14 protein-coding genes are annotated in these 12,283 nt (G+C 47.4%); 9 read left to right on the forward strand and 5 right to left on the reverse strand.

Annotated features, from left to right (window positions below):
* Window positions 1-38 precede the first annotated feature (38 nt).
* A complete protein-coding gene (locus tag C7452_RS08650; protein ID WP_115892855.1) occupies window positions 39-935 on the forward strand; it encodes an AAA family ATPase in 897 nt (298 codons plus the stop codon).
* Window positions 895-2,004 (forward strand): vWA domain-containing protein, encoded by a 1,110-nt coding sequence (locus C7452_RS08655; protein WP_245942914.1) that lies wholly within the window; start codon window positions 895-897, stop codon window positions 2,002-2,004. The genes C7452_RS08650 and C7452_RS08655 overlap by 41 nt, the downstream gene beginning before the upstream one ends.
* Here the strand turns inward: C7452_RS08655 and nucS are convergent.
* Entirely contained in the window at window positions 2,001-2,753 is a 753-nt protein-coding gene (gene nucS, locus C7452_RS08660; RefSeq protein ID WP_115892856.1) for an endonuclease NucS, read from the reverse strand. The two genes, C7452_RS08655 and nucS, sit on opposite strands and share 4 nt — an antisense overlap.
* A 194-nt stretch (window positions 2,754-2,947) precedes the next feature.
* Here nucS and C7452_RS08665 point away from each other — a divergent pair, with 194 nt between their 5' ends.
* On the forward strand, window positions 2,948-4,345 hold the full coding sequence (locus C7452_RS08665; RefSeq protein WP_170130338.1) for a M48 family metallopeptidase: 1,398 nt from the start codon (window positions 2,948-2,950) through the stop codon (window positions 4,343-4,345).
* Between the two features lie 32 nt (window positions 4,346-4,377).
* On the opposite strand, the gene C7452_RS08670 is transcribed toward C7452_RS08665, so the two are convergent.
* Window positions 4,378-4,725 carry a hypothetical protein gene (locus tag C7452_RS08670; protein WP_115892858.1) on the reverse strand — a complete coding sequence of 116 codons (348 nt, stop codon included), beginning with the start codon at window positions 4,723-4,725 and terminating at the stop codon, window positions 4,378-4,380.
* A gap of 148 nt (window positions 4,726-4,873) precedes the next feature.
* Here C7452_RS08670 and C7452_RS08675 point away from each other — a divergent pair, with 148 nt between their 5' ends.
* From C7452_RS08675 to C7452_RS08695, 5 genes are all read left to right on the forward strand, one after another.
* Window positions 4,874-5,104 carry a ferredoxin gene (locus C7452_RS08675; RefSeq protein WP_010877421.1) on the forward strand — a complete coding sequence of 77 codons (231 nt, stop codon included), beginning with the start codon at window positions 4,874-4,876 and terminating at the stop codon, window positions 5,102-5,104.
* Window positions 5,105-5,111: 7 nt separating this feature from the next.
* A complete protein-coding gene (locus C7452_RS08680) occupies window positions 5,112-6,083 on the forward strand; it encodes an alpha/beta fold hydrolase (protein ID WP_245942915.1) in 972 nt (323 codons plus the stop codon).
* A gap of 93 nt (window positions 6,084-6,176) precedes the next feature.
* Window positions 6,177-6,455 carry a DUF5750 family protein gene (locus C7452_RS08685; RefSeq protein WP_394339335.1) on the forward strand — a complete coding sequence of 93 codons (279 nt, stop codon included), beginning with the start codon at window positions 6,177-6,179 and terminating at the stop codon, window positions 6,453-6,455.
* Window positions 6,456-6,520: 65 nt separating this feature from the next.
* Window positions 6,521-6,802: a hypothetical protein gene (locus C7452_RS08690; protein ID WP_115892860.1), complete on the forward strand. Its 282-nt coding sequence runs from the start codon at window positions 6,521-6,523 to the stop codon at window positions 6,800-6,802.
* Window positions 6,792-7,232, forward strand: coding sequence for an HIT family protein (locus C7452_RS08695; RefSeq protein WP_115892861.1), 441 nt, complete (start codon window positions 6,792-6,794; stop codon window positions 7,230-7,232). Before C7452_RS08690 ends, C7452_RS08695 begins: the two co-directional genes overlap by 11 nt.
* 91 nt (window positions 7,233-7,323) lie before the next feature.
* Here the strand turns inward: C7452_RS08695 and C7452_RS08700 are convergent, their stop codons facing one another.
* Window positions 7,324-7,728, reverse strand: coding sequence for a ferritin-like domain-containing protein (locus C7452_RS08700; protein ID WP_115892862.1), 405 nt, complete (start codon window positions 7,726-7,728; stop codon window positions 7,324-7,326).
* Window positions 7,729-7,915: 187 nt separating this feature from the next.
* Window positions 7,916-9,838: a right-handed parallel beta-helix repeat-containing protein gene (locus tag C7452_RS08705; RefSeq protein WP_245942917.1), complete on the reverse strand. Its 1,923-nt coding sequence runs from the start codon at window positions 9,836-9,838 to the stop codon at window positions 7,916-7,918.
* Window positions 9,839-10,102: 264 nt separating this feature from the next.
* Here C7452_RS08705 and C7452_RS08710 point away from each other — a divergent pair, with 264 nt between their 5' ends.
* Window positions 10,103-11,206, forward strand: coding sequence for a DUF362 domain-containing protein (locus C7452_RS08710; protein ID WP_115892863.1), 1,104 nt, complete (start codon window positions 10,103-10,105; stop codon window positions 11,204-11,206).
* 41 nt (window positions 11,207-11,247) lie between these two features.
* Here the strand turns inward: C7452_RS08710 and nadA are convergent, their stop codons facing one another.
* Entirely contained in the window at window positions 11,248-12,162 is a 915-nt protein-coding gene (nadA, locus tag C7452_RS08715; RefSeq protein ID WP_115892864.1) for a quinolinate synthase, read from the reverse strand.
* Window positions 12,163-12,283: the final 121 nt, after the last annotated feature.

Here is a 12,283-nt window from a genome sequence, read left to right on the forward strand (position 1 = left end):
CCAGATTAATTCTGGAGACCCCATTGGCAGTGGTTTGAATGAATACAACTGAAAAGCTGGATAAAATCGACACATCACTCAGAAATGTGGGATACATACCGAGCAGGGATATCATCATAACCCTTTTTCTCTCATCGGAACTGAAAAAACCTGTTCTCGTGGAGGGCCCGCCCGGGACTGGTAAAACACTTCTTGCTAAAAAAACTGCAGAGGCACTGGGAAGAGAGTTCTTCAGGATACAGTGCTATGAGGGCATAACCTTCGAGCAGATAGTCGGAGAATGGAACTACCAGAAACAGCTTCTGAGCCTTGAAAAGTCACGAATCCACGGATCCGATGAAGACGTCTTCAGGGAGGATTACTTCATAAAAAGACCACTCTTATCAGCATTCATCAATGAGAAACCCTCACTGCTCCTGATAGATGAGATAGACAAGGCAGATGAGGAGGTCGAGAGTTTCCTCCTCCAGGCCCTGGGGGAGAAGCAGATAACGGTCAATGACCTTGGAACCTTTGACCTGCGAAATGATATAATGGTTTTCCTCACCTCCAACTCCCAGAGGAACCTCCTCGACGAGACAAGGGACAGGTGCCTTTACATCCACATTGATTACCCTGACCCTGAACGTGAGATGGAGATCGTGAGGTCTCACGTCCCATCAGCACCTGAGGGCCTAATCAGGGAAACTGTAATGCTCATAAACAGGATAAGGGGACTGGGAATCATCAAGAAACCCTCCATAAGGGCCACCGTGGACTGGATCAGGACCATCATGGCCCTTGGAAAGGATAGCTTGGACTCTGATACGCTTAAGGAAACCCTTGGAGTTGTTATAAAGAACAGGGCGGATGAAGCAAAGGTCCTTGATCTTGTGGAATCGGTTGAGGGGAAAGATGAAGAGGATAATTCATCTCTCAAACATTCTAAGGGATAAGGGAGTCCCTGTAAGTGTAAGGGGCACCATGGACGCATCTGAGGCCTACCGGATATTTAAGGGGAGGCCTGAACTCAGGGATGCCCTCTTTTCGGTTTATGTTAAGGACGTGAGATACGCAGGCGCATTCATGGAGGCCTACGAGGAGGTCTTCGGAATTCCAGCAGAAAGTGAATCAGAGGGATCAGGGGCAAGCGAGGGGCTACATCACCTCAAGGCATCAGAAAATTTTTCAGGTAACTCAGAGGTTGAGATGGGAATTGAGGAGATTGCACAGCTCAAACCTGAAATTGAGGAGTTGGCTGACCCTTCAATGGATGTGGCCGCAGTCATGGACAGGGACATGTCCACCCTCAATTCATTCGACCCTGAAATATTTGAGCTATGCCGCAGGCTTGGAATAAAAATTGCCAACAGAAGATCAAGGAGGCTACGCCAGTCCAGGAGGATGAAGCCGGATATAAGGCGGAGCATAAGGAAGAACATTAAACATGGGGGCACAGTGCTTGAACTTATACGCTCAGAACCGAGGGAGAGGAAGAGCCAGCACATATTCCTCAGTGATGTGAGCGGGTCTTGTGACTGGATAAGCAACTGGTTCTTCTGCATAATCTACGCAGCCCAGCGCACCTTCTACCGTTCACGATTCTTTGACTTCGACAGCCGAATAGTTGAGACAACCCACCTGCTGGATGAGGACGACCTCTACGATGCCTTCAGGAATCTCAGGGAGTCAAGAATCAGGAATTTAATGATCCACGGAACATCCAATATGTACACAGCATTCAGGGATTTTATTGAAGGCGTGACCTTCACAGGAAAATCATACATAGTTATCCTATCAGACTGCAGGGACTGGGCCGGTCCAAGGAGGGATGGTATCCCTGAGAGCGTTGAACTGGTAGCTGAGATGTCAGAGAGGGCCAGGAAGGTTCTGATACTTAACCCTGAACCTGAAAAGAAGTGGGACGTCGTTGATAGCTGTGTTTCACTTTACCGGGATGCCGGGGCAAGCGTGATGGAGGTCAGGACACTCAGACAGCTTGCAGAGGTTATAGAAAGGCTTTAAAGGAAGTTATCCAGTGTAACGCCCCTGTTTGATCTCAGCTCCCGTGGGGGTTCGATCTCCCTGAACTCAAGGCCCTCCTCCTCCAGCATCTCCATGGCATCATGGGTTATGGATGGAGCCACGAGAACACCACGCACACCCACCCTATCCTCCCTGAACTCATCAACATACCTTTTAAGCTGTTTAACTGCACTCACTCCTGCCTTTCTGCTTTTAAGCTCAATTATCATGAGGGAACCATTCTCATCCTTTCCCAGTATGTCAATGAAGCCTGAAGCGACGGCATACTCCCTTGCAACGGGCCGGAAACCCTTCTCAATGAGTTGGGGGTGCATGATTATCATATCACCCATATCGTTCTCATGACCTGCAACCATGAGATCATGGACGTCCCTTGCAAGGTAATATGATACGAGGTGGGCCTCATGGATTTCGACCTCAAGGCGCTCCTCAGGGTCCCTCCGGATACTCTCGAGGTAGAGGCTGCCCCTCTTGATGTAGGCACGTGACCTTGATTTGGGTGGCTGCCAGTTAACAGGATCCACCTTACGGTCCTGGTGCACCATGAAGGTCCCATCGGGTTTTATGACGATCAGCCTTTCACCGGCATCAAGCCTGCTCCTTGCACGACCCTCATAGGATGCACTGCAGCAGGCGAGTATCACCACAAGGGCCCTCTTCCTTATACCATCCTCTATTAAACGGTATGCCTCCTTTATCGACGGATTTTCAGATACCTTGCACTTCATGCAGTTCACATTCAGCGTTTATTGAAAAGTTCAGTCAGTTAACTGTAACTGGTACTCAGTGATCGCAGATCACCGGGCAACTAAATCTACCCTGTCAGTGTAAATATTAATATCGACCCTGATATAAACTATAGTCTGTCTGGGAGATTTTATGTCTACCTTACGAACTGTGAGCTGGAGAAAGTTGTGTGTCCATGATAAAGGAGTTTTTCATAGGAACCGAGATATCGCCTGCATATTACGGGGAGCTACTTGATTTCATCTACCGTTACTACCTCATCCCAGGAGAATTCACTGACATCAGAAAGGAGGGCCTCAAAATAGCTTTCAGGGCTTTAAGGAATGATGGGGTGATATACGGGGAGCTTATTGGGGGTGGGGACCTTAAACTGATCCTGGATTACCCCGGGAATCTTGAGGAATGGGCCCACTCAATATATGAGGATATATTCACATCCATCCAGGTCTTTGAGGATGTCCTCCGGCAGCACACAATATACTTTGCCTGGGTGGAGGGGGAGGATATAATTCCTGAAAAACCCCCCACGAGGAGGGGAATGGCGTCCAGGGGGATATTCGGAAGCAGCATGCTCCTTGTCTATGTACTGTTCTTCGGGGTGAACATAATCCTCTTCGTAATCCTTGGCTTCTATGCTGTTATCGCAATTCTCCTCATGCAGCTTGGAATAATCCTCCTCTCCGACAGGATATACGCGAGGATGGGGGAGTGGGTTCTCACAAAGGATAATCCCAGCGTACACATAGTCCAGTTCCAGCTTCCAGAGGATGAATTCAGGTTCTTTATAAAGACAATGGGGGAAGATGCAGTTGTCAGGATAAAAAGGGAGATCTATGGTGCTTCACTTGCAAATAAAAGACCCCCAACCTGTGATGACGCCCGGAACGTCCTGGAGAGGCATGGATTCAGATGCAATCCCCTTTATGAGAGGTCAAGGACGGTGAACCTCTACAGAATAGTTGAAAGAGCCGCATCAGCCTTCGGGATACCGGTACCGAAGGTGGTGCTTGCAAATACCATGATAGCAAACGCTGCAGCAACTGGTCCAGGTCCAGGGAGGGGGCTGGTGCTTGTAACCACTGGCCTGGTCGTTCAGCTCACTGATGATGAGATCCTTGCAGTCATAGGACATGAGATGGGGCACCTGGTTGGACGGGACCCGATCATACTCTTCAGCATAGTCTCAGCCGAGTTCATACTGAGGCTCACAGTGCTCCTTCCCGTGGTTATCATTTCACCCATACTCTACATAATCGTTGCAATGGGCGTAATATTCTTCGTGGCAAAGTTCTTTGAGGCCAGGGCCGACCTGCTATCTGCAATGACCCTCGGTAAACCTGAGGTACTGGCCAGGGCCCTCAGGAAGATAGGTTACCAGAAACTTGCCCTGGAGAAAAGGGGGTCACAGAGGATAACTGGCTGGACAGCATGGGATCCGCATCCACCCATATATTTCAGGATAAACCGTCTCGAAAACCTCCGGGATTACAGGAACATTAAGAGCCCACTTCTTCAATCTGCAGGGGATGTTATAAGGGGCCTGAAGGAGGCCATTCTCAACATGTTCTCCTGATCCAGGATACTGGACGTCCTTGAGGGGGGGCTTCAGATTATCCTTGAGAGAATGCATTCAACGTCTTCAAGTTTTATCCCCTCAGGTCCAGGGATTCCATACCTCCTGCATTTGTACTCCACTGATTCACGGTTCACGATGCATTCAAAGGGGTCACTGCACTCATCATGGCTGTAGCTCTCCTTCCCGATTAAATCTTCGAGTTCAACTATGGCATCCCTGATGAGATCATCTGCATCCATTTTAAGGAGTCTGTCAAGGAAGTCGTTCTCCATGGACCTATCCTTCCCGAAAAATTTTTCAAAGGATCTCCGCTGCTGCATACCCTTGTAGATTATTATGAGTTTGTCCTGAAGTTCCAGTGCATCAATCCTTCTCATTTAATCATCCCGCATGATCCATCATCAGGTATTTTTAGCAACAACCGCGGCTCATTCTCCTCACAACCATCAGCTGCTCCATCCATCACCAACTATTTTTAGCAATAGCCCCATATTAATATTTGACTTCAGTTTTTAGGGTGACATCATGTACAGGCTTGAACTGGATAGAACGATGTGCATATCATGCGGAAACTGCATTGACAGCTGCCCGGATCTATTTGAATTTGCAGATGATGGAATTTCATCCATTAAAGGTGTTGAAATTTCTGATATCCAGGCACTTGAACTTGAGGATCCATCCTGCAGTGAAAAGGCTGCAGGTAACTGCCCGGTAATGTGCATAAAGCTTTACAGGGATGGAGAGGAGGTTCTGTAACAATGAGATGGGAGGCGAATTGATGGGGGAGATTCCAGCATCCTATTTCAAAATCGAAGAATTCCAGTTTGAATCAGGAGAAAAAATCCAGGAGGCTCCCGTTGAGTACAGAACAACAGGGAAACCATCCTTTGATGATATGGGAGTAATAGATAATGCTGTTATATACATACATGGCTGGAGCGGGGACTGTTCATCAGTCAGGAGGATAGCTGCCCTTACAGAGCCGGGAGGGGCCCTTGAGAACTTCTTCGTAATCTCTATAAGTTCCCTTGGATCACCGGGCTCAGCATCACCATCCACAACAGCGATGGGAGCGGATTTCCCGGAGTACACCATCCTCGACATGGTCAACTTCCAGAGGCAGTTCTTAGATGAAAAATTCGGGATAAGAAAGGTTAGGGGAGTTATAGGCACATCCATGGGCGGTTTCCAGGCCCTTCAGTGGGCTGCGGAGTACCCTGATGAAATGGAGTTCCTCATACCCCTTGTGACATCATGGCGAGTGCGCGGTATAAACTATGCACTCTTCAGCTACATGAACCACCTCATCGAGGAGGACCCGGAATTCAGGGCAGGCAGGAGGCCTGAGAGGGCACTTGCGCTGGCCTCGATGCTCATGTACCTCCACGGACTTTCAAGGGAATACTACCAGGGCCTCGAAAATGCTGAACTTGAGTCCTCAATGATGGATATGGGTTCTGAGGGGGCCCTCATGGACCCCTATGACGTTATCTGGAGAAACAGGGCCGCCATGAAACATGACCTCAGCGGGAAACTGGAGAGTATCAGGGCCCGCACCCTCATATTCGGGGTGAACCAGGACCGCTACTTCCCACCTGAACTTGATACAATCCCGATGGCTCAACTAATACCGAAAGCAGAACTTGTCCTATTCGATTCAGAGTGCGGACACCTCGGGGTGAATGAGATAGGAAAATACAATGAGATTATAGTGTCATTTATTGGTGGTGATTGAGGAGCTACTGAGCTGATCTCAGAGCAGGCATGGTGTTCTGTGGGGCTTATTGATGATGATCCCAATCTACATAAATGATGGGTGGTGTTTTATTTGAAGGTTAAGGTTGAAGATTTTGGCTTCAGGGAAGATAGGGGTATGAACTATGTACGTTACAGGGTCTCGGGTCTTGATGAGGAGCTCACTGAGAAGCTGATTGAGAGGCTGGATGAGGACACTGAAAGGGATGAAGGGGACCTCATCATAACAGTGTTCTATGAAAGGGAGTACTTCCCCTTTGGGTCTGAGGAGTCAAAGGTTAAAATGGAGGACTTCATCGCAAGGGAGGAGATCGAGATGATGGTCTTCCTTTCAAGCGTCCTTGAGGACTGAGAGGCATAAAAGCGAATTTATGGTCCTGCTACTGATGAACTGGATCATGCCGGAAAGGGTGGAAGATGGTCCTTGTAGCTGTTGATGAACTCAAAAAATCCCCTGAAGGATGGAAACTCAGACTTAAGCTTATGATCCCGGATGAAATCAGGGAGGAAGCTATTGATAAACTTGCAGCTAAATTCAGGGACTACTCTTTCTCTGCTGGTCCCCGGGGGGTGGATGTTCTTGTTTCCTTCAGGATAACTGAGCCATGGGAGGATGAAACAGTTCATGAGGTGGTTGAAACAATAGTGGCTGAACTCTCATTATTTATAGATAGGATGGAGGGATCTGGTGGTCTTTGAGGAATACGATTTTGGGGAATATCTCTATGAAAGGGACCACTGGATTGTTTTCCTGGCACCCAACCAGAGCAACCTTGGCACCTGTGTTGTTGCCCTTAAGAGGGATGAGAAATTCCTTGGGAACCTCAGGAAGGATGAGTGGGAGGAAATGCTTCGCATAATCTCTGAAATTGAGGATGCTGTGAAGAAGGAATTCGGGGCAACCATGTTCAACTGGGGGGTCCTGCTCAACTCATTCTACCGCCAGAACACCCCACCACCCCACCTCCACTGGCACTTCATACCCAGGTACAGGGGGAAGGTCACAGTCAACGGTGAAACCTTCGATGACCCCTTCTTTGGTTACATGAGGCCCCGTCCACCAAAGAGAATATCAAGGGAAACCTTCCTTGAAATAGGAAAGAGAATACGCAGACGGATAAAGATATGAGTGGCTCCGAAGCTGGGTAAGAGGATAGTTAGATGGATAAAGATATGAGTGCTGAGTTCTGAGGGGGCCGATTCAGGAAATTACAGGCTGATTATAGTCGAGCTATACGCTCCCGGAACTCCTTCCTGTGCCTCTTCTCCTCATCAACAATGTGTCTTAAAACACCGACAACCTCATCATCATCTATTATCTCGATCTGCCTCTCATACTCTTCAATGCCCTCTGTTTCCTTCTCGATCTGCCTCTCAAGGCCCTCCTTTATATCTTCACCAACATACTCCACTTCACCAAGCTCCATGGATGGCCTACCTCCCCTCTTTGTTATGAGGTCAGCCAGCCACCACATATGCCTCATTTCATCGACTGCAATGGCCTCGGTCAGGCGGCTTATATCGCAGTCCTCGATGACAAAGGAATTGTAGGTGTACATCATGGTGGCCTCGAGTTCATGCCTGAAATCAATGTTGAGGAGCTCCAGTACTTCTTTTCTGTCCACAAGAATCACCCATATAATTTATGTTTTCTTCATTTATTTATCAGTTATCATCTTAGTCTCTATCAAAGACCTTCAAGTCTAATGAAGACTCAGGTAAAGCATTAAGGGGCTTCAGGAGTTCTATGACCTCATTTTTAGAATTAAGTTTGTTGTTAAGGGGTAATCTATAAAAAAAGGTGGGTGGGGATTAAAGTCTTCTGGCGGATGTTAGGCCTCCAAGAACCAGGAGCATGGAGACTATGATCCCTGCCACCGGTGAACCGGTTGTCTCCATCCCCACGACGGTTGTGGTGTTTGTCCTGTTGCCAGGACCTGGAGATCCCCGAATATTTACAGTGGTTTGAACGAGCTGGTAGTCTCTGGCGGTTACTGTGGCAGTACCCGGGCCTTCATCAGCCCTTAAAACCGTAATGGCCATACCATTGGTCCAGGGGACTGTTATAGATTTACTGCCCAGGTTCCCCAGGCTGGTTGTGAAGGTCACCCGTGGGCCGCTGAAGAAGAGGGCGGCATCTGCACTGTGATCACCACCAGCCACATCATGGTAGACACTGGCGGTAATGGTTGAGGTTTCAGAGGGATTTATGGTGGATGGACTTGCATCGATCTTCAGAACCAGCCAGGGATAATAATTCAGGGTTCCATTGCCAGGGAAGAATTTAGCGGTATCAGGATTGTTGGTGCCATACCAGTTGTAGGAGGCGTTTGTGTTACTGTTTTCCAGCTGATGGAAGAGTCTGTCCATGTCGTCCCGTATGGGCTTCAGGATGGGTTCCAATTCTGGATGCTCTTTAATGGCATCATCGAGGGGTTTAAGCATTTCATCGATGCTGGGCCCGAAGTTGGAAAATAAAAAGTTCTGGATATAATATTCGTAGCTGGCGATACGGTTGTAGTTTATTGTCCCGTCTGGTGAGCAGATCACTATACCTATCCCTGCGCCATCCCCTTCTATGTTGTTACCGGTGACCCTTGTTGTGTTAAAGCCTGCAGCCACCATGGAAACGTCACGGGTTCCATTTACTCCATTTACCATGTTATGGATCATTTCAAGATGTGCCAGGGCAACACCCACAATCCCTGCAGCCACACCCGGGGAGGTGATATCTGAAGCAATGTTATTTTTCAGGGTTGCATTGTTTAGGAGGCCCAGGCCTAACATGGCTACGGATGCACTGGCTTTGCTGATACCTGATACAAGGTTACCTTCCATTTTAAGGTCCCCGATGGCAACGATAACCATTCCAACTGCCTGTTGCCCCGCCACTATGGAGGATATTATATTTTTGGATATTTCAACGGTCCCATTTCCCACTATGGCTGCTTCAAGTGCATAGACAGAACTGTTGGCAGAACCCTGTAAATTGAAGATTCTGTTACCTGATATGATGGCATTAACGCTATCACTGACTATTTCCATTCCCATAATGGCACTGAAGGCAGTTACACCATCAATGATGTTCCCTGCAACCACTAAACTGGCCACACTGGCCAGCTCGGGGTTTCCACCGGCACCCTTGCTTTTTCCAAGCTGAAATCCGAATACGGCACCATTAGAAGTGCTTATATTTGACAGAGTGTTCCCGCTTAGATTAAAACTGTCTAAAGTCCCGTTCGTGGAAACAGTAACCCCACAGATGATTCCATCACCATTCATGTTTAATATGCGGTTTCCGGAAACCGTGAAGAAACCCTGGGAAATGTTAGCAAATATACCATTCTCATGAGGACCAGAAATAACGTTATTTAAGATTGTGGTGTTGCATCCTGAAACAGCGATTCCTGTTTTACCACCATTAATCCTGTTATTTTCAATTTTACAGTTATCTGCACTTATATTAATCCCGACACCATGGGGAGGGCTGTTTATTATGAAGCCCCTTATCGTGCTTCCGCTGCCATCACCGGTTCCATCCTTTACCAGGGTGAATGCTGTGTTAGCAGGATTTATTTCCACATCATCGCCGTTATTAGCCTGTATTATGAGTTTCTTGTTGACGGTGACATCCTCATGATAGGTTCCACAGTATACATTGATAATGTCACCGTCCAGGGTGCTGGAATTATCAATTGCTGCCTGGATCGAGGTGTAGATCTGACCTGACCCCACATCCCACTGGGTTGCCGATGCATTACCTCCACAGAAAAAACAAATAGCAACCAGAAAAAGACATCTATAAAAGTTAGAACAGGTTTTCTTCAAATTCTCCACCTTCTGTGTATATAAATATGTCAATGGATTACATTTAATGCTTTGCACTGTATTACTGGTGTCTCTTTTCTTTGAAGTGCTCTGAGGGGTCTTCAAGGAGGTAGCAGGTGATCGGTGGTTATATATTCTGTTTGATGATATCTCTTATAGGAGGGATGTTCTGTGGCATCTAAGGTTTACTTTGCAGACCTCAGGGCGAGATCTGCTGATGAGAATAAGGGGAGTAAGATAGGGAAACTCTTTGAGAGGGTATGCGGCAATCTTTTCTCAGAGGATGATGTGGTGGCTGTGAAGGTCCACTTTGGGGAAAGGGGGAATGATTCCTTTGTAAGTCCAGTGATTTTAAGGCATATTGTCGATAAGGTCAAGGATAGCGCCGCGAAGGTTTTTCTGACCGATACAAATACACTGTATTATGGTTCCAGGCATGATTCAGTTGATCACCTTGTTACCGCAATACTGAACGGTTTTGACTATGCGGTTGTCGGTGCTCCTCTTATAATTGCGGACGGACTCCATGGGGGGAATGAAAGGCTCGTGGAGGTGAATCAGAAGCATTTTGATACTGTGAAGATAGCCGGTGACATCCATGACTCCTCAGGGATGGTTGTGGTGTCCCATTTTAAGGGTCACGGGATGAGTGGTTTTGGAGGGGCCCTTAAAAACCTTGCAATGGGATGTGCAACACTCCATGGGAAACTGGAACAGCATGAGTGCGCAAAACCTGTAATAATGGGTGACTGTGACCTTTGCGGTGTTTGTGTTGAGGAGTGTCCTGTGGAGGCCATCACCCTCACTGAAGATGGTGTTAAGATTGAATATGATGAGTGTATAGCCTGTATGAACTGTATGGACAGCTGCCCAAATGAGGTCTATGATCTTAACTGGGAAGATGATGTGCCAGCATTCATTGAAAGGATGATGGAATATTCCCTTGGCGCTATTAAAGGTAAGGAGGGTAAGATTGCATACTTCAATTTCCTTACGAACATAACACCTGACTGTGACTGTGTGCCCTGGAGTGATTATCCCATCGTACCCGATATAGGGATACTGGTCTCCAGTGATCCCGTTGCAATAGATGCTGCAAGTTATGATCTTGTGAACCAGCAGCTGGGCCTCAGGGGGTCCATGCTTGAGAAGAATTTTGAGGAGGGCGCTGATAAGTTCAGGGGGGTCTGGACTGAGGTTGATTCAGGGTACCAGCTGGTTTATGCAGAAGAGATTGGTCTTGGATCACGAAGGTACCATCTTGTGAGGGTATGATCTCATTCAGGGGTTTTCAGGGATCTGTGTGGGCATGATCTCTATGTTGATACTTCGATCATCCTCTCAACAGCCCTACGGGCTCTCCTGGCGATTTCATCAGGGACCGTAACAACAAATTCCTCTTTTATAAGGGAATTTTTGACCTTCTCAAGGGTGTGAAGTTTCATGTTCTCGCATATGGCCTCTTCAAGGAGTGGTATGGTCTTCTTGTCTGATTCAAGGCTGATGCGTGTTGTCATGTCAACCTCTGTCCCGATTATGAAACTCTTGGCGTCCGATTCAAGGACCCTTCGGAGCATTCCTCCTGTGCTCAGAATGTGATCAGCAAGTTCCTGGACCTCAGGGTCACATTCAGGGTGTATGAGGAGCTCGGCTTCGGGGTATTTCTCCTTTGCGGCCATTACATCGCCGGCTGTGAACATCTTGTGGACATAGCAGTGCCCCTCCTCTGGTATGGGTATTATAGTTTTGTCTGTATGCTGCTGGACGTACCATGCAAGGTTTCTGTCGGGTCCAAAGAGAATCAGGTCTTCGTCAAGGCTTTCAACAACCCTGACGGCATTTGATGATGTGCACAGGATATCAGCCTCGGCCTTCGCCTCTGCGAGGGTGTTAACGTAGAGAACAACGGCGGCATCAGGATACCTCTTCCTGGCCATTTTCACATCCTCTGCACTGAGCATGTGTGCCATGGGACACTCAGCACCCCTGTCAGGTATCAGGATCTTCTTATCAGGATTCAGTATGTAGGCTGTCTCGGCCATGAAGTCCACTCCACAGAAGACGACAATATCCTTTCCCTCTATCCTTGATGCCTCGATGCAGAGCTCAAGAGAATCCCCTTTGAAATCTGCAATCTCCTGTATCTCTCTACTCTGATAATTGTGGGCGAGTATGATTGCATTTTTTTCCTTCTTTAACCTTAGAATGTCTCTTTGTAGTTGATTTAACATAAGCGTCCCTACTGAGAGTTATCATAAGTAAAATTAAGAATTAATGCAGTTATTAATAGAATCTTATGTTTTATAAAGATTTCCATGAGACCTTTTTTGTCTGAAGTGGGTTTTCGGTATT

Source organism: Methanothermobacter defluvii, assembly GCF_003385755.1.
GTDB lineage: Archaea > Methanobacteriota > Methanobacteria > Methanobacteriales > Methanothermobacteraceae > Methanothermobacter > Methanothermobacter thermautotrophicus.

Excerpts from the sequence above, each read along its gene's own strand:
- C7452_RS08650 (WP_115892855.1), top strand. The coding sequence starts at position 39 with ATGAATACAACTGAAAAGCTGGATAAAATCGACACATCACTCAGAAAT.
- C7452_RS08655 (WP_245942914.1), top strand. The coding sequence starts at position 895 with ATGAAGAGGATAATTCATCTCTCAAACATTCTAAGGGATAAGGGAGTC.
- nucS (WP_115892856.1), bottom strand. The coding sequence starts at position 2,753 with ATGAAGTGCAAGGTATCTGAAAATCCGTCGATAAAGGAGGCATACCGT.
- C7452_RS08665 (WP_170130338.1), top strand. The coding sequence starts at position 2,948 with ATGATAAAGGAGTTTTTCATAGGAACCGAGATATCGCCTGCATATTAC.
- C7452_RS08670 (WP_115892858.1), bottom strand. The coding sequence starts at position 4,725 with ATGAGAAGGATTGATGCACTGGAACTTCAGGACAAACTCATAATAATC.
- C7452_RS08675 (WP_010877421.1), top strand. The coding sequence starts at position 4,874 with ATGTACAGGCTTGAACTGGATAGAACGATGTGCATATCATGCGGAAAC.
- C7452_RS08680 (WP_245942915.1), top strand. The coding sequence starts at position 5,112 with ATGGGAGGCGAATTGATGGGGGAGATTCCAGCATCCTATTTCAAAATC.
- C7452_RS08690 (WP_115892860.1), top strand. The coding sequence starts at position 6,521 with ATGGTCCTTGTAGCTGTTGATGAACTCAAAAAATCCCCTGAAGGATGG.
- nadA (WP_115892864.1), bottom strand. The coding sequence starts at position 12,162 with ATGTTAAATCAACTACAAAGAGACATTCTAAGGTTAAAGAAGGAAAAA.